This is a genomic window from Neorhodopirellula pilleata (assembly GCF_007859915.1).
In the GTDB taxonomy this organism is placed as follows: Bacteria; Planctomycetota; Planctomycetia; order Pirellulales; family Pirellulaceae; genus Rhodopirellula; species Rhodopirellula pilleata.
Genome location: NZ_SJPM01000011.1, coordinates 49,864 through 70,953 on the forward strand (window position 1 = coordinate 49,864; position 21,090 = coordinate 70,953).

Sequence of the window (21,090 nt, forward strand, 5' to 3'; positions counted from 1 at the left end):
GAACCGCCGCTCAGCCGATCCCCGTTCGAACAACGACTCTCGCGTGAATATCAAGAAAAAGGTGAACATTGTCGGCGGTGGTGTGATTGGTCTATCCGTGGCGTGGGAACTGTCACGCCGCGGCCATGCGGTGACGTTGATCGAACGCAACGCCGATCAATCCATTGCCCCGGTCGAACAACCGACGTCCTGGACTGCGGGTGGAATTCTGCCGCCGGCAAACTTCGAACTCGCGACCGATCCGATGGAGCGATTTCGAGGCTTTAGTCATCAACTTTGGCCGCAGTGGGCCGAGCAACTTCATCAACAATCGGAGATCGATCCTGGGTTCGTTCGCTGCGGCGGATACTACCTAGCCGAAACCGCCGGTGAAGCCGCCGCGATGATCGGGATGGTGTCGTATTGGGATGAGATGGGGATCGTTTGCGAAGCCGTGTCGCCGGATAATTTGCGAACGAAACAACCCTGGTTAGGATCGTGGGCCGATCAAAATCCTTGGATCCAAGAACACCCTGACGCGGCTGCTTGGTGGGTACCCGACGAATACCAAGTTCGCCCGCCGCGACTACTGCAGGCGCTCGTGGCTGCTTGTCAAAAAAATGGCGTTCAGTTCCGCCACGGTGATTCCGTTTCCCACTTGTCGGACGTGACAAGGGAAAGCGAAGACGAACCGATCATCGTGTGTGGCGGAACCTGGGCGGGGTTGGTCGACGTCGATCTGAACCTAGAAAACGCCTTGATCCCGATTCGCGGACAAATTTTGTTGTTGCGGTGTGAGTCCATGAACAATCCCATCGTGGTCAACTTAGGTAACCGCTACCTGATCGCTCGTGGCGACGGGCACGTGCTCGTCGGTTCATGCGAAGAAGAGGTTGGCTTCGATCGATCGACTACCGACGACGAGATTGACACTCTCCGCCAATTCGCCGGTCGGCTGAATCCCGAGCTAACGGACGCACCGGAGATTCAGCGTTGGGCGGGTTTGCGACCGATGACCTTCGATGGATTTCCGATGATCGGTCGCGTTCCTAACCGACACTCTGTTTTCGTCGCGGCCGGACATTATCGTAGCGGCATTCATTTCGCACCAGCGACCGCAGTGGCGATCGCCGATGGCATCGAAAACCAACCCACGTTTATGGACATGACACCCTTTTCAGTCGGACGACAACAAGCCCACGCACAATGAACGAAGATACCTCTGATTTGGATCCACTCACACTCGATCCACCTGGAACGATCGCGGTCTTAGGTACGACGCCGATCGGGATCGAAGCGGCACTTTATGGACGATATCTTGGTTACGACGTGACGCTGATCGCGGGAGCGGATGTCTGGCAATCGCGACCGTTCGCCAACGCCGTATTTCAACGCATCGGCCCGACGTTTCGAGACGACTGGTTCGCGAACCACTGGTTGAAATCCGACGACCTTGAGGTTCGCTGGAACGACCCGATGCCGATGATGCCCGATCGCTGTTTGTCGCCACTTGCGTTTTCGGCCATCGACGCCCAACAGCAAGACCGATTGCGTCCGCGACCGAGCACGATACGGCAATGGATCGAAGTGGGCCTGTATGAAGTCATTCGAACCGACTTGCTGCGAGGTCGAGTGTTCACCGACACGTTCGTGAAATCGATCGACTTGGTGGCCGTCGAAGAGGACGACAAATCGGGAGATGACCCTACCGATGATTCCGCAGATGAGTTCGAAGAAGTCCCGCCGGATTTCCTGTTGACGCTTGCCGGATCACCGCTGACTCAACACGCCGACGACACGGACAACCATCCACTGCGTTGTGAATGCGTGATCGTCGCCGACATTCCGACGAGCGGTTGGCAACGAACGTTCGACTTGCCCACCGACTACTACTTCGAGATTGACCCCGACGCAGCAACGGATATGGCCGATGCGGAGCAATGGCTACGATCCGGTTGGCAACAAATCGCCGCCGTCTACGCGAGCCTAGCCGGTCGCCCCAACCTGGACCTCTACCGCCCCCGACGAACCTAAAAGTAGGCCGGGTCGCAGCGACAGCGGAGACCCGGCAAGAAGCGGTTGTTGGTTGTTAGTTGTTAGTTGTTAGTTGTTAGTTGTTAGTTGTTAGTTGTTAGTTGGATATGAACTGACCGATCAGTCCAATCCGACCGATCTCTCCACTCTTCACTCTTCACTCTTCACTCTTCAATCTTCAATCTTCAATCTCCCCCGCCGGGTGTTCGTCGCAAAGCCTCCTCCACCCAGCCTACTTTTACGCCAAGATTTCCTCGATCACTTTGGCTTCTTCGACTCCGGTCAGGCGTTGGCTGAGGCCTCGGAACTTGAACGTGAAACGCTCGTGGTCGATGCCCATCTGGTGCAGCACCGTGGCGTTGAGGTCGCGAATGTGCACTGGGTTTTCGACGATGTTGTACGCAAACTCGTCGGTTCGACCGTAATCAAAACCGTGCTTGATTCCGCCTCCGGCCATCCATGTCGTGAAGCAGCGACCGTGGTGGTCGCGTCCCGACGTCGGGGCTCCGAGTTCGCCTTGGCTATAGACGGTGCGTCCGAATTCGCCGCCCCAAATCACGAGTGTATCGTCGAGCATGCCTAAACGTTTGAGATCTTGAACCAGTGCCGCAGACGCTTGGTCGGTGTCGAGGCATTGCCGGGGAAGTTGACCTTCGATCGAAATGTGCTGATCCCATCCGCGATGGAACAGTTGGATGAATCGAACGCCGCGCTCGGCCATCCGCCGTGCCAATAAACAATTCGCTGCGAACGTGCCCGGTCGGCGCGATTCTTCGCCATAAAGTTCGAACGTGGATTCCGGTTCGTCGGACAGGTCGGTCAAATCCGGAACCGACGTTTGCATCCGGTATGCCATTTCGTAGGCTTCGATCCGGGCCAACGTTTCCGGATCGCCGGCGGCCTCGGCTTGCATTTGATTCAGGCTGCCCAACGCGTCGAGCAATCTCCGACGCCCGTCACGCGAGACTCCCGGCGGGTTTTGCAGATACAACACCGGATTGGCCCCCGGTCGCAACATCACGCCCTGGTGATTGGACGGTAAATAACCACTGCCCCACAACCGCGAAAACAGGGGCTGACCGGGATTCTTTCCGGTCCCTTGGCTGAGCAACACCATGTAGGCCGGAAAGTTGTCGTTCTCGCGGCCGAGACCATAGCTCAGCCACGCACCCATCGACGCGTGCCCCATCTGTTGAGACCCCGTGTTGATGTACGTCACGGCGGGATCGTGGTTGATCGCCTCGGTCCACATCGAACGGATGATCGTCAGGTCGTCGGCCACGCTTTGCGTATGCGGCAACAGATCGCCGATCCAAGTCCCGTGTTGCCCGCATCGCTTGCCGCCGAACAACGGCTTGACGATCGGAAAACTTTTCTGGCCTGACGTCATTCCGGTCAGTCGCTGATCACCGCGAACCGAATCGGGCAAATCGGTCCCGTGCAGTTGATCCAGTTCGTCTTTGTGATCGAACAGGTCGACGTGGCTCGGTCCACCGGACTGAAACAAGTAGATGACTCGTTTCGCTTTCGGTGCAAAGTGTGGTAAACCAGGAAGTCCGCCGGAGGACGACTGGCTCAGAATGACATTAGCGGGTGCGGCGTTCACGTCATCGGCGAGCAGATTGCCCAACGCGATCGCACCGATCCCTGCCGCCGATCCGCCGAACAACGTCCGTCGGGTCATCAGTTGGCTGTGCTTTTCGTTGAGGACGTTTTCCATCGTCATCGGTTGATTCTTTCGCATGTCACGATTCATAGGTGGGTCACCGTTTCACTGAGGTTTAAGAGCAGAGCCGCGACTTGAGTCCACGCGGCGTGTTCAACCGGATCCAAGTCACGTTCGACCGGCCATTCGCCGACGCTGATCGTCGCCACAGCCTGTTCCGGTGACGATTCATATCGCTTGCGTTCGTCGGCGAGCAATTGTTTCAAAATCGTCAGTTCATCTTCGTTGGGCAAGCGACTGGTAACCCGTTCAAAGGCTGTTTTCAATCGCTCGTTCTCGTCCGCCGGCGACGAGTACTTAAGTAGATCGCCCGCGAGCACCCGAGCGGCTTCGGCGAACTGCGTGTCATTGAGCGTCACGAGTGCTTGCAGCGGCGTGTTGGTGATGCCCCGCTGGACCGTACACATTTCACGATTGGGAGCGTCAAAGGCGCTCATGCTCGGATGAGGGCTGGTCCGTTTGGTGATCGTGTAGAGACTACGCCGATAAAGTTTTTCGCCGTGGTCCTGAACGAAGACTTGTTTCGTCGCCGGCGTGCTGCCGAAGTGACTGACTTCTTTCCAAAGTCCCGCAGGTTGGTAGGGGTGAACGCTCGGTCCGCCGATTCGCGGCACGAGCAACCCACTGACCGCGAGTGCTTGGTCGCGAATGAACTCGGCCGACAATCGGAAACTCGGACCGCGAGCGAGCAAGCGGTTTTTCGGATCGATGCGGCGATTCTCGGCGGACGCGAAACTGTCTTGACGATAAGTGGACGAGGAAACGATTCGGCGGATCAATTCCTTTTGATCCCATCCCCCGGCAACGAACTCGGTTGCCAAATAATCCAGCAATTCCGGATGGCTGGGCCATTCGCCTTGGGAACCAAAGTCCGCCGAGGTGGCGACGATCCCCGTCCCAAAGAACAACGACCAGATGCGATTGACCGCGACCCGCGAGGTCAACGGATGTTTCGGATCGATCATCCAGCGTGCCAAGTCCAATCGAGTTGCACGTGCGGGCGATTCTGCACCATCTGATTCCGGCGATAACAAGTCGGGCAGCACCTCCAACGTCGAAGGCGTCACCTTTTCACCCGGCGCGTCGTATTGACCACGGGCGAGCACGAACGTTTCCCGTGGTTTGGCCGCCGTGTCCATCACCATGGTCTGATACGGTTTGGTCAACACGTCGATGCGTTCTTGCACGTTGGCGATGCGGACCTGCAATCGCTCAAGTGCCGGCGCGTCTTGGCGGTACGTTTGCAGAACGAGGTCACGTTGCTCGTCCGTCCACGATTCTTGCGGCGTGGCGATCGCTTCGGCAACGCTCGGCGCAAAGCGACTGTCGGTGTCGATGCCGCTGAACGCATCGATCCGCCAGTGGTGCGGCAAAGATTGATTGACACCGAAGAACACCATCACGCTGAGGTAAGGCGTTTGATCGACGCGCACCGGTTCATCGAAGGTGAGCGTCAAGTGTTGTTCTTGATCCGGTTGGACCGGCATCCACCAATCGTCGTTGCGTTCGTCCAAAACGTGATAGGCCGCACGGTTCTCGGCCGCCGACGACGCGGTCGCTTGGGCGAATGACTTTTGACGATAGATATCGACTTGTTTCGCGGGCAATTCCCCTGCAGAAACCAATACCGTGGTCACCTGCGGAACTTTCGCCGCGTGCGGGGTGAGTCGTTTCGCATCGCCCTCGCCGTGCGGAAAGAATCGAATGCGGATGCCGTCGATCGTTTGGCCGGTCGCCAGATTTCCAGGCAGCTCGAGCACGTGACTCATCGCGTTGAGCCCGCCGCTGGGATTTTCAAAGAACACCGAACCGTCATCTCGCACGACATAGTCACCCGGTCGATTGGGGCTGGACACATCGAGTGATTTGAGGCGGTGTGTTTGAAACCGATTTCCCCGAGATGCTTCGTGGGCTTGGGCGTCGGCGAGCCATGCGTCGAAGCCGTCACGGGTTTTTTGCAGCGTGTTTTGCAATGTCGTCAATTCGGCTCGCAGCTCGGGCAGCTCCTCTTTGGGCAGAACCGTTTTAGCCATGATCTTCGGTGCGGGGTTATTGCCCGCGTTGCCGTCGAGTCCCCTGTCACTGAGTTCGTTGAAGAACGCGAAGAACTGGTAGTACTCTTTTTGTGAAATCGGATCGTATTTGTGATCGTGACATTGGGCGCATCCCATGGTTAATCCGAGAAACACTTCGCCGGTCGTTTTGACACGATCGGCGGCGTAATTGGTCAGGTTTTCTTCCGGAATCGTGCCTCCCTCGTGGGTGACCATGTGATTGCGGTTGAATCCCGTTGCGATCCGCTCGGCTTCGGTCGCATCGGGCAGCAGGTCGCCGGCGATCTGTTGGACCAAGAATTGATCGAAGGGTAGATTCTCGTTGTAAGCGTGGATCACCCAATCACGCCATAACCACATGTCTCGACCGCCATCGATCGAGTATCCGTTGGTATCCGCGTAGCGTGCTTGATCGAGCCACGGGACGGCCATTCGTTCGCCGAAGTGGGGCGACTCGAGCAACCTACCGATCGCGTCTTGCCAAGCCTCTTCGCCTCGGGCTTGGTAATCGGCGACGAACCGGCGAACCTGCTCGATCGTGGGTGGCAAGCCGGTCAAATCAAACGTTAAGCGTCGAATCAACGTTCGCGGATTCGCTTCGGGCGACGGTGTCAAACCGGCTTCGGCCATTCGTGCCGCGACGAACGCGTCGATCGGTGTTTGCCCCCATGGTTCTCCAGCGGTGTCTTGGATCGTTACTTCGGGAACCAACGGTCGGGCTGGTGGCGCGAACGCCCAGTGGCCTTCGTAGAGCGCGCCTTCTTCGATCCACCTTCGAATCAAGTGTTTTTGATCGTCGATCAGAACCAGATGCGATTCCGGCGGCGGCATCAAAGTGTCCGGATCATCTGAAATGATTCGCTGCCAAGCTTCGCTTTTCTCGAGGTCGCCGGCAACGATCGGTTGGTAACCGCCGAGATCTTCGGCGGCCCCTTCGGGCGTGTCTAAACGCAAGTCGGCGCGACGGCCGTGTTCGTCGGGGCCGTGGCAATGAAAGCAAGTTTCCGAAAGGATCGGTCGAATGTCACGGTTGAATCGGATCGGGCGAACGGCCGTCTTGGCCGTTACGGGAACGGCCGTATCGATCAGCGGCGGATGCTTCACCGAACCGGTCGACTGAATCGTCTTCCACTCGTTTCGACGCGGGATGACCGTCCGTGAATTGGCATCGATCTCGGCTTCGGGATGGGTATCGGAATCTTGTTCGAATGCGACATCGCTAAGAGCTTCGTTGATCGCAATGGATCGGTGCCAGGCGATCCGGTTGGATTGCGATTTGGCGATCCAAGAACTCAGCCCCAAACCGCCGACGATCAACAGGATCGAAGCGGCCGCGATCCAAAAGTCCGCTGCGTGTTTGAAGCTTCCGAAAACACGACTCCGCTGACGCGGACCGCCGCTAAGCATCGCGTGAACAATAAGTGATGGATTCCTAACGTGGCGTCGACTTTCAGTCGACGTTTCAGGGTTTGGCGACTGAAAGTCGCCACCACTTACTGTTCCCGCGATGCTAAGGTCGTGACTCGGTACCATCCTACTCATCTCGGGTGCGAGAAACGTTGGCAAGGGCGTAGCCAGTGCGATATCGATTTCGCAGAAATCCAAATAGCGATCCATCGCGTCGGGATCGCTGCGGAGGATCGCGCGAAGCTCCGAAAATTCCGCCTCGGTCAACGCGTCACTCAAGCGAGCCTGCATCAGCTCGTCGAGACGGGTCAGTGGATGGTCATTCATAGCGTTAAGCCGATTCATTCGAGTCGACAAGGGAAGGAGTGAAGGTGATTGGATCTGCGTCGATTGCGAGGGAGCGTCGGACGCACTTGACGAGTGCCGAACGAGCTCGGTGCAATCGTTGTCCGATCGCGTTGATGGTCGTGTCGTTGGCTTCGGCGATCTGATTGAGCGTCAAGCCTTGTTGATAAAACTGATCGATCAATATTCGCTGAGCGGACGTTAGTTTTTCAAGACATTGACCGATCCGTAATCGTCGAGATTCCAGATCGCTTTGTTGCGGCGCGTTACGCTGCCGCATCGCGTGGCGGGCTTCGGCGAGTTGGGATAGTTCGTCATCGAGCAATGGTACGGTCGATCGGCGTGCTCGGCGGCGGGATTCGTTGCGAACGTGGTTGATCGCGATCGTGCGCATCCAAGCGATCAAGTCGGACCCCGGCTCGAACGTCTCTTTCCGCGTCCACGCGGTCACGTTGGTCATTTGCAATAGGTCTTGCGCATCGGTCACCGATCCGGTCAAGCGAACCAGATAACCGAACATCGGAAGTTGAGCACGCTCGATTGCGTCTTCAAACTCCGGCTGATCGTCGTGATCGGAGGAAACAGACGGGGACGAAATGACGAGTTTTCCTTGCAAAGTGTTCTCTATGAAAAGGAATGTCACACCTGGCGACTATTTTACTGGGTAAAAACAGCCTTCCCGCAAAAAGATCCGAAACACTCCCCAAGACAACATGCGTTTGTTCCTCTTTTCGCTTCCCAAAAACACCCTCATCATTGCGATTTTCTCGGTGTGGCTGTTGGCTTGGCTACCGACCCCGCCTGCAGGGGCGGCCCAGCCCAACATAGTCCTGGTCGTGGCAGATGATCTGGGTTACAGCGATCTGGGGTGCTACGGCGGCGAGATCGCGACTCCGAATTTGGACCGATTGGCCAATGACGGCGTTCGCTTGACGCGTTTTTTTAACGGTGGGATGTGCGTGACCACTCGGGCGTCCTTGATGACAGGGCAGTGGTGGCCGGTAGCGCTTCGAGATTTCAATTCCACCGACACCTTGCCCGAACGCCTCAAAACGACCGGATACCAAACCGCTTTGATCGGAAAATGGCACCTGCCCGGTCATCCGATGGATCATGGCTTTGATCACTTTTTCGGATTCCTCAACGGGTTCGCCGATCACTTCGCCGGAAACAACCAATACCAACTCGATCGAAACCCGTTTCACGATTTTGCCACCGACTTTTACAGCAGCGACGCCTTGACCGATCGGGCGATTCACTTCATCGAACAGGCCGACGCGAATCAACCCTTCATGGTGATGGTCAGCTACCAAGCACCTCACAACCCCTTGCAAGCGCCGCGTGAGGAGATCGAAAAATATCGTGGCAAGTATCGCGTCGGGTGGCATGCGATTCGCGAGGCTCGGTTCGAGCAACAAAAACAAATCGGTCTCGTCGCCTCGAACGCTCAGCTACCCGCCTATCCGGACAACTTACCGCAATGGGATTCGTTGACCGAGGCACAGCAAGATCTCGAAGACTTGCGGATGGCCGTCTATGCGGCGATGGTCGATCGCATGGACCAGGGGATCGGGCGATTGTTGCGGACACTCGATTCGAAGTCGATCGCCGAGAACACACTGGTACTATTCATCAGCGACAACGGAACGGATTCATTTTCGGTGGTCGATCAACCGATGTTAGCGCAAGGCAAATTGCCGGGCGATCGAGGCTCGAATTGGCAACCCGGTACCGGATGGGCCTACGCCAGCGTGACGCCATGGCGGATGTACAAGATCAGCCAACACGCGGGCGGCGTGACCAGCGGCGCGATCGCGCGTTGGCCGGCCAAAATTCAACCCGGCCAAATCCGCTCGCAAGCCGTGCATGTCGTCGACGTATTGCCGACGTTGACCCGGCTTGCTCTCACTGATTCAGTCGCACGAGCCGAAGAGAACGCAAATTTATCAGGTCAATCGTTTGTTGACTTACTTACAACCGGGGATTGGCAACGCGATCGCCCACTGTATTTTCAGTACATGGACAATCGCGCCGTCCGCGATGGCGATTGGACGTTGGCGGAAGTTGACGAATCCGGTTGGGAACTATTCCAATCCACAATCGATCCGCTGGAAACGAACGATCTGAGCGATTTGCATCCTGAAAAGGTCGATGAACTTGCCAAGGGATGGTTGAAATGGTGGCGAATGACTTCGCAAGAGGACACCTACCAACCAACAACGACCCAGGATAGCCCTCACTATTCACCGCAAGGCGACCGGGGTTCGGGCCAGCGATACCACCCGTCGGCAATGCCACCAACGCTCGGCTCCAAGTAGGCGAAGTCATCCTAAAAAAACGTTCTATTCGTTTTTAAGCGATTCCATGTATTGTGCCGCTTGCTTTTCCTGCTGCTCGAGCATTTTTTGGTCTTCTTCGAGCGTGGGCGCACCCGGGACTACTAACGTGCTTTCCTGGCCACCACAGCCGATGCTCAGTAGACAACTGCAAGCGAGCAATGGCACCAAAAGTAGTTTCATTCTCATCTTAGAAAGACTCCTTGATTGTTTCCGAGTTGGCACGCGTGCCCAGTGCGCCCCACAGACCATAAGGACTCTGGGAGCCAGGTGCCTGACCTGCGAAGCCGTTGAGCCATACGTTGCCCGCGTTCGTATTGCCTGAGTCGATCGACTCGGTGACGAACTTCACGGCGCCGTCACCCATGAGGACATGGACTCCACCTTCATGGCGACTTGATGGCGGCAAGACTCCTGTGGAAAGCGTCCATTGATGACACACTGCATTGTTAGGAGGCAAAATGGTGAACATGCTGGTAAAGATCGATGTCGAACTTGCCCAAATGTATCCACGGCCGTTGTTTGCATTGTCGATACCGCCTGATGTCCAAAAGCGAGGTCTGGTCGAGTCAATGAGGCCCGCAGTTTCGTAACAGGTCCGCGGATTGTCTCTGATCGCGTCTTCATTCGCCGTGCCTTTGATGATCGTTCGATTATCGTTATCGCCTATGTCGGTTGCGATTTCACCCATGGCGATCGTATTGGATAAGCCATCCAATACATTTGAAAAGCTGGTCTTCTGAAACCTCGCAAAAAAGCCTCGATTGGATGCACGTGCTCGATTGGAATTTTGAACAAGGGGGAAATTGGCATGACCTCTGTCGCCGATGTTCATCCTATCGATCGAATCGCCAAGATTGACCGCATAGTTGGTGCGCCCCATCGCTGGCAGACCTATCCCAGGATCACTGGGGCAGCGGAACGAACTGACATCCGTCGACCAGGGTTCATAATGTCGGTAGATGACCGATGGTCCAGGCCCCATCGGATAGTAGTCGCCGGTCGAGTTTGCCGACGGTGCAGCGTATGCAATAACGCCGTCCCCGTTCGTATCGTATGAGTTTGAAATGAGTTCCCACAACGCCTGCTGCTCGATGAACGGAGTCAAACCAACGAGAACGCTGAGGTGGATATTGTTCGATGAACCGCTGGCGGTAGACCAATTGAACAGGGGTGATACTTCGGTATGAGTTCCCGAGCCATGGGTAGGAAGCTGATCGTAGGCCGCGTGATAATTGTGAATTGCCAATCCAATTTGTTTGAAATTGTTACCGCAGGACATGCGGCGAGCGGCTTCCCGAGCCGCCTGAACGGCAGGCAAAAGCAAGCCGACGAGCACACCGATGATGGCGATCACCACCAAGAGTTCAACCAACGTAAATGCGTTTCGCGCCGCGGAATGTTTTTTCATGGGTTGGGACTCCTAGAACGATTACGGATAAGGCGTCATGAGGCGATCGCGGAGCCGATCGAGCGTGGTTGAGACTCGCTCAAAGGTTTGGGGCTGTGGCAGCTCGACTCGACGAAAACCTCCATCAGTTTACTTGCCGCTGCGGCTGGCATCGGTCCCGTGTTTGCAGGACAAGGGATGGCGGTGAGACTTTCCGGTTTTTGTGTAGACTGTGTCGGTCGGTCATCCGTGAACGCTGGCGGATTGAGGTCCATCGCGGTGAATGGCTGCCAATTCTGAGAGCCGACGCCTGCGGCTTGCCGTTAAACGATTTGATAACAAACATCATGAAACAGCTTTTGATCATCCTGACGTTCATCCTCGCGTGCGGCGGTGCAGTCGCTGATGAGCCGCCACAGTCAACGCGTGTGCCTCAAGCGAAGCTGCAACCGTTTCTGCAGAAGTACTGCGCTACGTGCCACGGACCGGACGAACAAAATGGTCAAGTCCGTTTTGACCAGATTGCCTGGGAAATTACCGGCAACAGCGAAGCTCAGCGGTGGCAGGATGTGCTCGACCAGTTGAACAGTGGCGACATGCCTCCCGAAGATTCACCGCAACCCAGTAACGACGAACTGGCCGGTGTGCTGGACGCTCTCACCGGATCTCTTGTGGATGCTCGACGACGGCTGACGGATCATGGCGGCGAAATCAAAATGCGTCGGTTGAACCGACGTGAGTATTCGGCAACCATCCGCGACCTGTTCGGATTTCATGTTGCCCTGGATGACATCCCCGATGACGGCGAGGCTGGCAGTTTCGATACCGTGGGGGCAGAGCAGTATTTTTCGTCAGCCCATTTTGAAAAGTATCTGGAGCTTGGCAAAAAAGTCGCCTTCGAATCATTCCGATTCAACTACAGCCCTCGACGAGAACTGACGACCGAACGCTCTGAAGTCGAGACACAAGTGAATGAATATGTACGAAACAATCTCGCGGACCTGGACCAGAAAATGGCCATGAAGAAAGCCGGGGCGACGTGGCAGGAAATGGGGTTCGAGGACGAAGGCGATATGGAGATCATCTTTACGCAATGGGATTCCCGCGCGGAGATGCCTCGGCGTTACTTGCAGTATCCGCTGGTCGACGAAGGCGTCTATATCTGTGATATCGCCAAATGGGTTGCGGCAGCGAGGCATCTCGATATCCGGGGTGAGTACATTGTTCGCATTCATGGCGGCGTTCGCGGCCAGCCGGATCCCCTTCGCCAAATCATTCGCGTCTGGGACAACCACAGCACTCGCGGCACGGCGAGACTTACTGGTACGCCGGAGAATCCCGAAAGTGTGGAGATGCGATTTCGTCAGCCGCTGAATCAGTCTTGGCTCCCTGTCAACGTCAGGGAAAATGTGCCGGAAAACACCATAAACACCTTGCGCGGCTACATCGACAAGGTTCAGGGTCGCGGGGATCACATCGACCCAAGAGCCACTGTCTGGGTCGACTGGGTTGAGATCGAAGGGCCCTTCTATCCGGAGCAGCGCCCCAAGATTGAAGAGATCGTTTTCCCCAACAGACCCACGGGACGAGGCAGCCCCTACATTTGGGACGATGCAAAGATTCCGGAGTTGATCGAGAAGTTTGCGTTCGAGGCGTTTCGTAGGAACCAGCCGGAACCGGACTACGTCGCGGGATTGCACGCCATTTTTCAACAGCACCGAGCGGAGGGCATGAGCCATCGCGATGCAATGACCGAGGTGATCGGAATTGTGCTCGCTTCTCCGGCGTTTCTGTTCTTGCAAGAAAAGTCGGATCGCAACGCACTCACCAACCGCGAATTGGCGATTCGCTTGTCGTATTTCCTGTGGAGCTGTCCTCCCGACGAAGAACTGTACGCCGCCGACCTGTCTGACACGGCCGTCTACGCCCAGCAAGTGGATCGCATGCTTGACGACCCGAAAGCTCAAGCGTTTCGTGATGGCTTCGTCAGTCAATGGGCTGAGTTCGACCGATACGATGCCATCACCATTGATCGACAGGAACATTTTCGATTCAACGAGGGTGTACAGCAGGACGCCAAACGAGAGGTTCTCGAATTCTTCGGAACGTTGATCGATGAAAACTTGCCGGCAGCCAATCTCATCGACTCGGACTTCGTCACCATCAATGCAGCTCTCGCCGCTCATTACGGCTTGGATTTTCCGGACACGAGGACCGACGAGTTTCTCAAGATTCGTTTGCCTGATGATTCGCCGCGTGGTGGTCTGATGACGCAGACCGCGTTTCTCGTGACGGGATCCAATGGTGAGCGATCGTCGCCGGTGATCCGCGGTGCGCTGATCATGGAAAAGTTGCTGCACGAGAAACCCGCTCCGCCACCGCCCAACGTTCCCGAGCTGAGCGAAGCCTCCGCCGAGCCGAAGACGAACCGCGAGATGGTTGAACTGCACCAACAACGGGCGGTATGTGCCTCGTGTCACAAGAAGATGGACGTGATCGGATTTGGTCTGGAGAACTTTGACACCACGGGGCAATGGCGGGATATCGAAAAAGTGGGCAGAAAGCCAGTCCCCATCGAACCCGGTGGAACGCTGCCGGATGGTTTGGCTTTCGATAGCGTGCAGGAATTGAAAAAGGTATTGCTCGCTCACGAAGACGCTTTGGCGCGAGAAGTACTCGAATCGATGCTCGCCTATGCCCTCGGCCGCACGGTCGAATTTTCCGATGCCGACGACGTCGACACGATGCTCGCCAAGCTGAAACCCGACGACTACCGCGTCCGATCCATGATCCGAGAAATCGCCCTGAGTCCTCTGTTTAGAAAACCATGACCCCATCGTTTAACGGCAAGCCGTAGGCGACTGAGTAGTAGGAAATTATTTTGAGAGGCACCGACGCCTACGGCTAGCCGTTAAACAAAGCCAAGCCCATCGTTTAACGGCAAGCCGAAGGCGACCGAGTAGTATGAAATTATTTTGAGAGGCACCGACGCCTGCGGCTAGCCGTTAAACAAGCCAACCCAATCGTTTAACGGCAAGCCGAAGGCGACTGAGTAGTAGGAAATTGTTTTGAGCTGCACCGACGCCTACGGCTAGCCGTTAAACAAGCCAACCCGATCGTTTAACGGCAAGCCGAAGGCGACTGAGTAGTAGGAAATTATTTTGAGAGACACCGACGCCTGCGGCTAGCCGTTAAACAAGCCAACCCAATCGTTTAACGGCAAGCCGAAGGCGACGGTGTCCCAACAGCAACCTCCCAAAAAACACTCGATATGAACCAAGACCGTCAGAGCTTGTATATGCCAATTGCGTTTAGGATGATGAGTAATGCACCGACGCCTGCGGCTTGCCGTTAAACGAAAAACGAAACCCAATGAACAGGATAGGTCTAGCCGAATGATCCACGGTTATCATGTCATCATGCCGATGTATGGGTTTTGGCTGCCGAACGACCCGCGGGGTTCGTGGTCAGACTTTGTTCGCCGCTGGGAAATTGCGAAATTCGGCACCAGCACCAAAACGCTTGAGCGAAGATCACTGAGCGAACTCTCGTCAGAGGAGCTCGAGACACGGGACGCAGCCAAGCGAGCCTTGCAATACGACCCCGTCTCCGTCACGGGGCAGCAGGCGGTTTCCATTGCCAAGGGTTTTGCCACGCAGATTAGCAAGAGCAACTATACCGTCTGGGCGTGTTCTATCCTCCCCGAGCATACGCATCTGGTGATCGCCAGGCACACGTACAAAGTTGAGCAAATGGTTAACTTGCTCAAGGGCGCAGCAACACGTCAAATCGCTGAAGACCAACTTCATCCCTTTCAAGAGATCACGCCTGAAGGCGATCGTTTACCTCGGATGTGGGCCGCTCACGAATGGAAGCAGTATCTCGACAGCGAACAAGCCATCGAACAGGCGATTGAGTATGTGGTGCAGAATCCGATCAAAGAGGATATACACGCTCAGCAATGGTCGTTCGTCACTCCGTTCGCTGGACTCAACACCGCTGGCTGGACCACCTACCACTAACCCAACTCGTTTAACGGCAAGCCGCAGGCGACTCCGACCAAACACACCCACAACCAATCAAATCGTTTAACGGCAAGCCGCAGGCGTCGACATACCTAGATGCACCGACGCCTGCGGCTAGCCGTTAAACAATTTACATCAGGTACCGACCATGACCCACTTCATCACAAACTCGACCACACGCCGCTCGTTTCTACGCGCCGGCAGCTCAGTCATCGCGATACCTTTTTTGGAAACGTTTGCCAGTGCGGCTGCTTCCAACAAAACTCCGCCCAAACGTGTGATCTTTCTCGGTGGCGGCTTCGGCTTCACTGCGGACACCTTCTATCCGAAGCAGGCCGGACGCTTTTCGGAGATTGGCCTTACCGAAGGACTTGCCCCGCTCCAGCGACATCAGGACGACATCACGATGGTCGCCAATATGACCAACATCGGTGCGACCGATCCACATGGTGGCAGTGTTTCGTACCTGACGGGTGCGAACGTTGAAGGCACGCCGGGAAAACGGTTTCACAATTCGATCTCCTGTGATCAACTCATCGCGCGGCACCTGGGCAGCGACACGCGATTCGCATCGTTGACGCTGTCGGCGAACGAGGCCGATGGCGGACAGAATTCGGGGCACGGCAAGGGCCTGTCGCTCGCTTGGGACGACTCCGGCAATCCGATTCCGGGAATCAATCGGCCGATTGATTTGTACTTCACGCTATTCGCCAGCCGTGACGACGCACCGGATAAGGTTCACGCCCGCTTGAAGGAAAAGCAGAGCATCTTGGACATCGTCAAGATCAATGCGGGCAGCATGAAACGAACGCTGGGCAAAGACGACCAAGACAAACTCGATGAATATTTTACGGGCGTGCGGCAAGTCGAGACGGGGCTGGAGCGTCAGGCCAAGTGGGCTGACATTCCGAAACCCAATGCCCCCTTTGAAGCACCCGACGAGGGGCTGACGGGTGAAGAGGCGATCAAGTTGATGTACGACATGATGATCATCGCGTTGCAAACCGATGCCGTTCGCGTCGTGAGCTATCGACTGCCGGTGTGTTCCTTGCTGTCCAGTATCGGTATCAAGCTGCAGGCTCATTCCCTCAGTCATTATGGTTTTTCTCAACCACGCATTGATGCTTCGCGGCAGCGAGATCAAAAATGCATGGGCCTGCTGGCTCATTTCATCGACCGCCTCAAGGAAGCCAAAGATATCGACGGCAGCCGCTTGTATGACAATTGCATTGTGAGCTATGGGACCAACATTCGCTCCGGTCATGAACTAAAGAATGTGCCGGCGATCCTTACCGGCGGTGGTGCGAAAGATATAAGACATGGAAGAAACATTGTCCTGCCAAAAGAGGACACGCCACTCGCCAACTACTGGCTCACGCTCATACAGCAAGCTGGTGTGCCGGTTGAACAGTTCAGTCACAGCACGGGAGTGATCTCGGAACTATGCGGCTAATGCGCAACTCGCCAAGACGCTTCGTTTAACGGTAAGCCGCAGGCGTCCGAGCAGCGCAGAATTCGCCTTCGGCTAGCCGTTAAACGAGCAAAGAACCTCCACTACTCAAAGCAGAAGAAAATACGTCATGAAACTAGCATTCGCCCTTCTGCTGATTCTCTTTCCAAATGCCATCGTGCATGCGAAAGAGGCTCAGCAGGCGATTCCGAAGAATGTCCAGGAACTTTGGGCGGACTATGAAGAACTGGATAAAAGCACTCCGCTGGAGGTCGAAGTTCTTAAAGAATGGGAGCAGGAGACCATCGTCTGTCGCATCGTTCGCTACCAGGTTGGTGTGTTCAAAGGCTCGCAATCACGAGTCGCTGCTTTTTATGCCTTTCCAAAAGGTGGAACGAATCTGCCAGCCCTTGTTCAGATTCATGGTGGTGGGCAATCCGCTTCACTCAATAGCGTCGTTACCTATGCCAAACGCGGCTATGCGAGCGTGTCGATCAATTGGGGCGGCAATGCAATGAATCTCGGTTCGGAGAACTGGGCTGGCCCGCAGACCGATTGGGGAAACCTCGATGCGACTCATCCACCCCAACGCGATCGCGTGAATCATTTTGCCGGACCGCTCACTCCGAACGAATTCACACTGGACAGCGTGGAGTCTCCTCGTAACAGCAATTGGTACGTCGTGCTTATTGCGGCCCGTCGTGCAATCTCGTTTCTGGAACAGCAACCTGAAGTGGACGCATCGCGCATCGGGGTCCATGGTCATTCGATGGGTGGGAAATTGACGACGAACCTTGCCGGGATCGACAAGCGTATCAAGGCCGCAGTGCCGTCGTGTGGCGGTTCAGGGGATCTTGCGTTGGAGCAAACCGAGGTGCCCGGAGGAAAGAAAGACAAACTCGACCCGATGAGATTAGCTTGCGTATCGGACAACGCGTATATCCCGCTGATCACCTGCCCGATTCTTTGGTTGTCCCCCACGAACGATTTTCATGGCCATATCGATAACATGGCCTGGAATTGGCGAAACGTGCCCGACGACATCGTGCGATTCAGCATTTCGCCGCACCTCAATCACCGTCACGCCAGCGAAAACGCGTTAACGGAATATTTGTGGTTTGAACAGCATTTGAAAAATGCCGACTTCAAGATGCCGGAATCGCCGAAAGTCAAGCTTGATCTTAAAACCACTCACGGCGTCCCCCAGTTCAGTGTCACGCCAGACACATCGCGATCGGTTCAGCGGGTAGATGTCTTCTATTCGATTGACCCTCATGCACTCACGCGCTTCTGGCGTGATGCGAAGGCAGTCCAAGTTGGAAAGGAATGGAAAGCCGACTGCCCAGTAATGTCGCACGATCAACCGATCTTCGCTTTCGCCAATGTCATTTATGAGGTACCCGTTCCGTACCGAACCGGACCCCAGATGGCTGGCGTATCGACAGCCGACACCTATGTGATCAGCTCGCGAATGTTATGGGCGAGTCCAAGCGAACTGAAGTCGCCTGGTATCCAGGCCACAGACCGTCCCGATCGCTTGATCGATGACGGCTCACGAGGTTGGCACGACTGGTATCGACTGAATTGGGACCATCGGCCGTTGTGGAGAGCGACCACACGCAAGCTTAAAGATGTCAAATGGCGAGGCCCCGATGGAGCCACGTTGAGCTTTGATGTCATCTGCGAAACCGACAATCAACTCGTTCTTACGTTCAATTGCAATGCTTGGGGCGCTTTCAATCCCGGCCAACGACCAGTCGACTATACCGTTGTGAAGGAACTCAATGGTTCCCCGAAATGGCAGCGAGTGACGGTCAAGTGTGACGAGTTAACGGCAACAGACTCGAGCGTGATTGAACCACTCGAAAACTGGCGAACCGTCACGGAATTCACCATCAGCCCGAGCGGCATCGTCGTTCGTGACGGATTGAAAGTCGATTCCGCAGGCCAACCGTGGCAGGGACCTCGAGAGATCCGAAATTTACGTTGGGAAGGTGGACAATACACGGGACAAGGAGCCACTGATGGCGAGGTCGATCCGCATGCATTTGACAGGAATTTTGATGACGCCATCACGAAGTCTTTGGAGTAGACAAACGCAGTCGGAAGATTTCGGAGTGCCAAGTCATTTTGAATTTCTAAGTGCGAATCGACCTGGCTTATCCGATGCGAAGCAGGTATCGCGATCCGACGGTTTCGGCGCCCGCTGTTTTAAAACCTAAACCTAAACCTAAACTTAAACTTAAACTTAAACTTAAACTTAAACTTAAACTTAAACTTAAACTTAAACTATTACGCGAGCGAAGCTCGCGATGGGAAGTTTAGGTTGAAGTTGAAGTTTAGGTTTAAGTTCAAACCAACCCGCCGGGTGTTCGTCGCAAAGCCTCCTCCACCCAGCCTACTTTGCTGTCCTAAGTGAATCGGCCTTTACAGATACTTGGCCAATGCGTCATGGCGGGTTGCCCGGGCGTCGACTTTCTTGAGAGTCGCGGCATCTTCGATCAGCGGCGGGGCGTGATGCGGTTTGACTCTCGCATCAATCAACAGCGGACCGCGACATCCCCAATGCTTGTCGATCATCACTTCATCGACTCCGCTCAGGTCGATCGCCGGGTTGCTCCGTGTGAACGTCAACCACAACCAGTTTTTCAAGTTTGCCGCCGCGAAGACCGAATCATCGCAGACCGTCATGATCGACAATCCGGGTGGCAGATCGGAATGATTCAAGTCGTTGGACAGTCGTGCCATGTCATCGCGACTCGAGTCGCCGACATGTTTCGGTCCCGCAACGGCGAGCACACCGGGCATCACCAATCGAGGATTGCCAAAACCATCGGGCAATGAAAGATCGGCAGGGATCTCGGTCGCCAATTCCAACCGCGCCGGCCCCGTCGCCGCGATCACGACTTTGGAACCTTGGTTGAAACCGGTTCCGGAATAATCGAGCGTGTCGATCGTCGTTCGAGTATGAAAATGCAAGTCGCGTCGCCAATCGACTCGCCGCAACACATGTTGGATGAATGCGCCGATGTCGTGAATCTTGAGTTGGCCGCTCGGATCGTCCGTGATCCACAAATACTTCGCTAGTGACAATTGTCCGTTGCCCAAGATCGCGTTGGCTTGCGTTAACAACTCTTGAGGTTCGGCGGGCTTCAGATGCGGCATGTACCGCTCGCTGCCGATCGCCAACAACAACGGATGAACCCCGGCCGCGTCGACCGCGTGAACTGCTTTGACCCCTGGGATCACCGTCGGGATGATCGGATCGGTCAATTCATGAATCAATTGACCGAACGTGGTGTCCTCTTGCGGCGGTCGACCCACGACGGTGAACGGCCAGATCGCATCCTTGCGATGCCAAACCCGATCGACTTGCATGAACGGGAATTCATGTTTGAGCGAGTAGTAGCCCAAGTGATCACCGAACGGGCCTTCGGGCATCATCGCGGTCGGATCGATTCGACCTACGATGGCGAAATCCGCGTCGGCGTAAACGGGCGCATGCGAGTCGCCCGCCGAACGAACCATCCGCGTGCGTCGGCCCGCGAGCGCACCGGCAAACGTCAGTTCGGTCAGCCCTTCGGGCAGCGGCATCACGGCGGCGAGACTCATCGCCGGCGAACCCCCAACGGTGATCGCGACGCGTAATGGCTCGCTACGGTCGATCGCGGCCCGGTGATGAACGCCGATGCCGCGGTGGATTTGGTAATGCAAGCCGACTTGCGAGTCAGGGTCATATTCGTTGCCTGATAACTGGACGCGGTACATTCCCAAATTCACACGCATCAAATTGCCGGGCGCCAACGGGTCGCTGCTGAGCACCTGCGGCAACGTCACGAAAGCGCCACCGTCGTCGGGCCAACATTTCAACTGCGGCAATTCGGCCAGACCGCACGAGGAGGCCGTAACCGGTCCCGAACGGACGAATCGCGGTAGCATGGTGAGCGCCGTCAACGGCACACCGGCGTACCGAAACGGACGTTTGGGAAGCGCCGAGGGGTCCAGCTTCACTTCGATCAATCGCCGCACCGATTCGATCGTATCACGAAACAGATACGTCGCTTGGTCGAGCGACGCGAACAGGTTCGAAGCCATCGGGAAGCGACAGCCGCGAACGTTCGAGAAAAACAATCCCGGTCCGCCGTTGGCATAAACCCGGCGCTGAATCTCCGCCATTTCCAAATGCGGATCGACTTCGTCGGTGACCTCGATCAATCGGCCGCCGTCACGCAGATCATTGACGACGTCGCGGGTGCTACGGTGTTTCAACGGGTTGGCTCACGGGGACGGGGAGGTGAATCGGTACTGTAGATTGACCGGATATCCTCCGCCATCGGCAACCAA

General features: G+C 55.8%; 13 protein-coding genes. 7 read left to right on the forward strand and 6 right to left on the reverse strand.

What is annotated here, in order from left to right; genetic code table 11:
- Positions 1–43: 43 nt before the first annotated feature.
- Both Pla100_RS21690 and Pla100_RS21695 read left to right on the forward strand, forming a co-directional pair.
- Positions 44–1,189: an NAD(P)/FAD-dependent oxidoreductase gene (locus Pla100_RS21690; RefSeq protein WP_231603327.1), complete on the forward strand. Its 1,146-nt coding sequence runs from the start codon at positions 44–46 to the stop codon at positions 1,187–1,189.
- Entirely contained in the window at positions 1,186–2,013 is an 828-nt protein-coding gene (locus Pla100_RS21695; RefSeq protein WP_146580118.1) for a hypothetical protein, read from the forward strand. The genes Pla100_RS21690 and Pla100_RS21695 overlap by 4 nt, the downstream gene beginning before the upstream one ends.
- 238 nt (positions 2,014–2,251) lie before the next feature.
- Here Pla100_RS21695 and Pla100_RS21700 read toward each other — a convergent pair whose 3' ends face one another.
- From Pla100_RS21700 to Pla100_RS21710, 3 genes are read right to left on the reverse strand one after another with little or no spacing between them, the layout of a single operon-like run.
- Complete coding sequence (locus Pla100_RS21700; protein WP_231603329.1) at positions 2,252–3,757, reverse strand: DUF1501 domain-containing protein; 1,506 nt, start codon at positions 3,755–3,757, stop codon at positions 2,252–2,254.
- An 8-nt stretch (positions 3,758–3,765) separates the two neighbouring features.
- Positions 3,766–7,527 carry a PSD1 and planctomycete cytochrome C domain-containing protein gene (locus tag Pla100_RS21705; RefSeq protein ID WP_231603330.1) on the reverse strand — a complete coding sequence of 1,254 codons (3,762 nt, stop codon included), beginning with the start codon at positions 7,525–7,527 and terminating at the stop codon, positions 3,766–3,768.
- A 4-nt stretch (positions 7,528–7,531) separates the two neighbouring features.
- Positions 7,532–8,161, reverse strand: a complete 630-nt coding sequence (locus Pla100_RS21710; protein ID WP_146580120.1) for a sigma-70 family RNA polymerase sigma factor — start codon at positions 8,159–8,161, stop codon at positions 7,532–7,534.
- Positions 8,162–8,258: 97 nt separating this feature from the next.
- On the opposite strand from Pla100_RS21710, the gene Pla100_RS21715 reads away from it, so the two are divergent.
- The gene (locus Pla100_RS21715) at positions 8,259–9,863 is read left to right on the forward strand and encodes an arylsulfatase (RefSeq protein ID WP_146580121.1); all 1,605 of its coding nucleotides are present in this window, start codon (positions 8,259–8,261) and stop codon (positions 9,861–9,863) included.
- A gap of 24 nt (positions 9,864–9,887) precedes the next feature.
- Here Pla100_RS21715 and Pla100_RS31025 read toward each other — a convergent pair whose 3' ends face one another.
- Positions 9,888–10,064 carry a hypothetical protein gene (locus Pla100_RS31025; protein WP_231603331.1) on the reverse strand — a complete coding sequence of 59 codons (177 nt, stop codon included), beginning with the start codon at positions 10,062–10,064 and terminating at the stop codon, positions 9,888–9,890.
- Between the two features lie 7 nt (positions 10,065–10,071).
- Entirely contained in the window at positions 10,072–11,292 is a 1,221-nt protein-coding gene (locus Pla100_RS21720; RefSeq protein WP_146580124.1) for a DUF1559 domain-containing protein, read from the reverse strand.
- 326 nt (positions 11,293–11,618) lie between these two features.
- Between Pla100_RS21720 and Pla100_RS21725 the strand changes: the two genes are divergently transcribed.
- The 4 genes from Pla100_RS21725 to Pla100_RS21740 all read left to right on the forward strand — a co-directional run bounded on the left by Pla100_RS21725 (position 11,619) and on the right by Pla100_RS21740 (position 18,838).
- Complete coding sequence (locus tag Pla100_RS21725; protein WP_146580126.1) at positions 11,619–14,102, forward strand: DUF1588 domain-containing protein; 2,484 nt, start codon at positions 11,619–11,621, stop codon at positions 14,100–14,102.
- 564 nt (positions 14,103–14,666) lie between these two features.
- Complete coding sequence (locus tag Pla100_RS21730) at positions 14,667–15,293, forward strand: transposase (protein ID WP_146580128.1); 627 nt, start codon at positions 14,667–14,669, stop codon at positions 15,291–15,293.
- Between the two features lie 151 nt (positions 15,294–15,444).
- The gene (locus Pla100_RS21735) at positions 15,445–16,749 is read left to right on the forward strand and encodes a DUF1552 domain-containing protein (RefSeq protein WP_146580130.1); all 1,305 of its coding nucleotides are present in this window, start codon (positions 15,445–15,447) and stop codon (positions 16,747–16,749) included.
- 127 nt (positions 16,750–16,876) lie between these two features.
- Positions 16,877–18,838 (forward strand): alpha/beta hydrolase family protein, encoded by a 1,962-nt coding sequence (locus Pla100_RS21740; RefSeq protein ID WP_146580133.1) that lies wholly within the window; start codon positions 16,877–16,879, stop codon positions 18,836–18,838.
- Between the two features lie 335 nt (positions 18,839–19,173).
- Here the strand turns inward: Pla100_RS21740 and Pla100_RS21745 are convergent, their stop codons facing one another.
- Positions 19,174–21,015 carry a UbiD family decarboxylase gene (locus tag Pla100_RS21745; protein WP_146580134.1) on the reverse strand — a complete coding sequence of 614 codons (1,842 nt, stop codon included), beginning with the start codon at positions 21,013–21,015 and terminating at the stop codon, positions 19,174–19,176.
- Positions 21,016–21,090 lie beyond the last annotated feature (75 nt).

Bases quoted from the DNA above. Each gene is read 5' to 3' on its own strand.
- Pla100_RS21700 (WP_231603329.1), bottom strand. From the start codon at position 3,757: ATGCGAAAGAATCAACCGATGACGATGGAAAACGTCCTCAACGAAAAG.
- Pla100_RS21725 (WP_146580126.1), top strand. From the start codon at position 11,619: ATGAAACAGCTTTTGATCATCCTGACGTTCATCCTCGCGTGCGGCGGT.
- Pla100_RS31025 (WP_231603331.1), bottom strand. From the start codon at position 10,064: ATGAAACTACTTTTGGTGCCATTGCTCGCTTGCAGTTGTCTACTGAGC.
- Pla100_RS21740 (WP_146580133.1), top strand. From the start codon at position 16,877: ATGAAACTAGCATTCGCCCTTCTGCTGATTCTCTTTCCAAATGCCATC.
- Pla100_RS21705 (WP_231603330.1), bottom strand. From the start codon at position 7,527: ATGAATGACCATCCACTGACCCGTCTCGACGAGCTGATGCAGGCTCGC.
- Pla100_RS21720 (WP_146580124.1), bottom strand. From the start codon at position 11,292: ATGAAAAAACATTCCGCGGCGCGAAACGCATTTACGTTGGTTGAACTC.
- Pla100_RS21715 (WP_146580121.1), top strand. From the start codon at position 8,259: ATGCGTTTGTTCCTCTTTTCGCTTCCCAAAAACACCCTCATCATTGCG.
- Pla100_RS21730 (WP_146580128.1), top strand. From the start codon at position 14,667: ATGATCCACGGTTATCATGTCATCATGCCGATGTATGGGTTTTGGCTG.
- Pla100_RS21695 (WP_146580118.1), top strand. From the start codon at position 1,186: ATGAACGAAGATACCTCTGATTTGGATCCACTCACACTCGATCCACCT.
- Pla100_RS21735 (WP_146580130.1), top strand. From the start codon at position 15,445: ATGACCCACTTCATCACAAACTCGACCACACGCCGCTCGTTTCTACGC.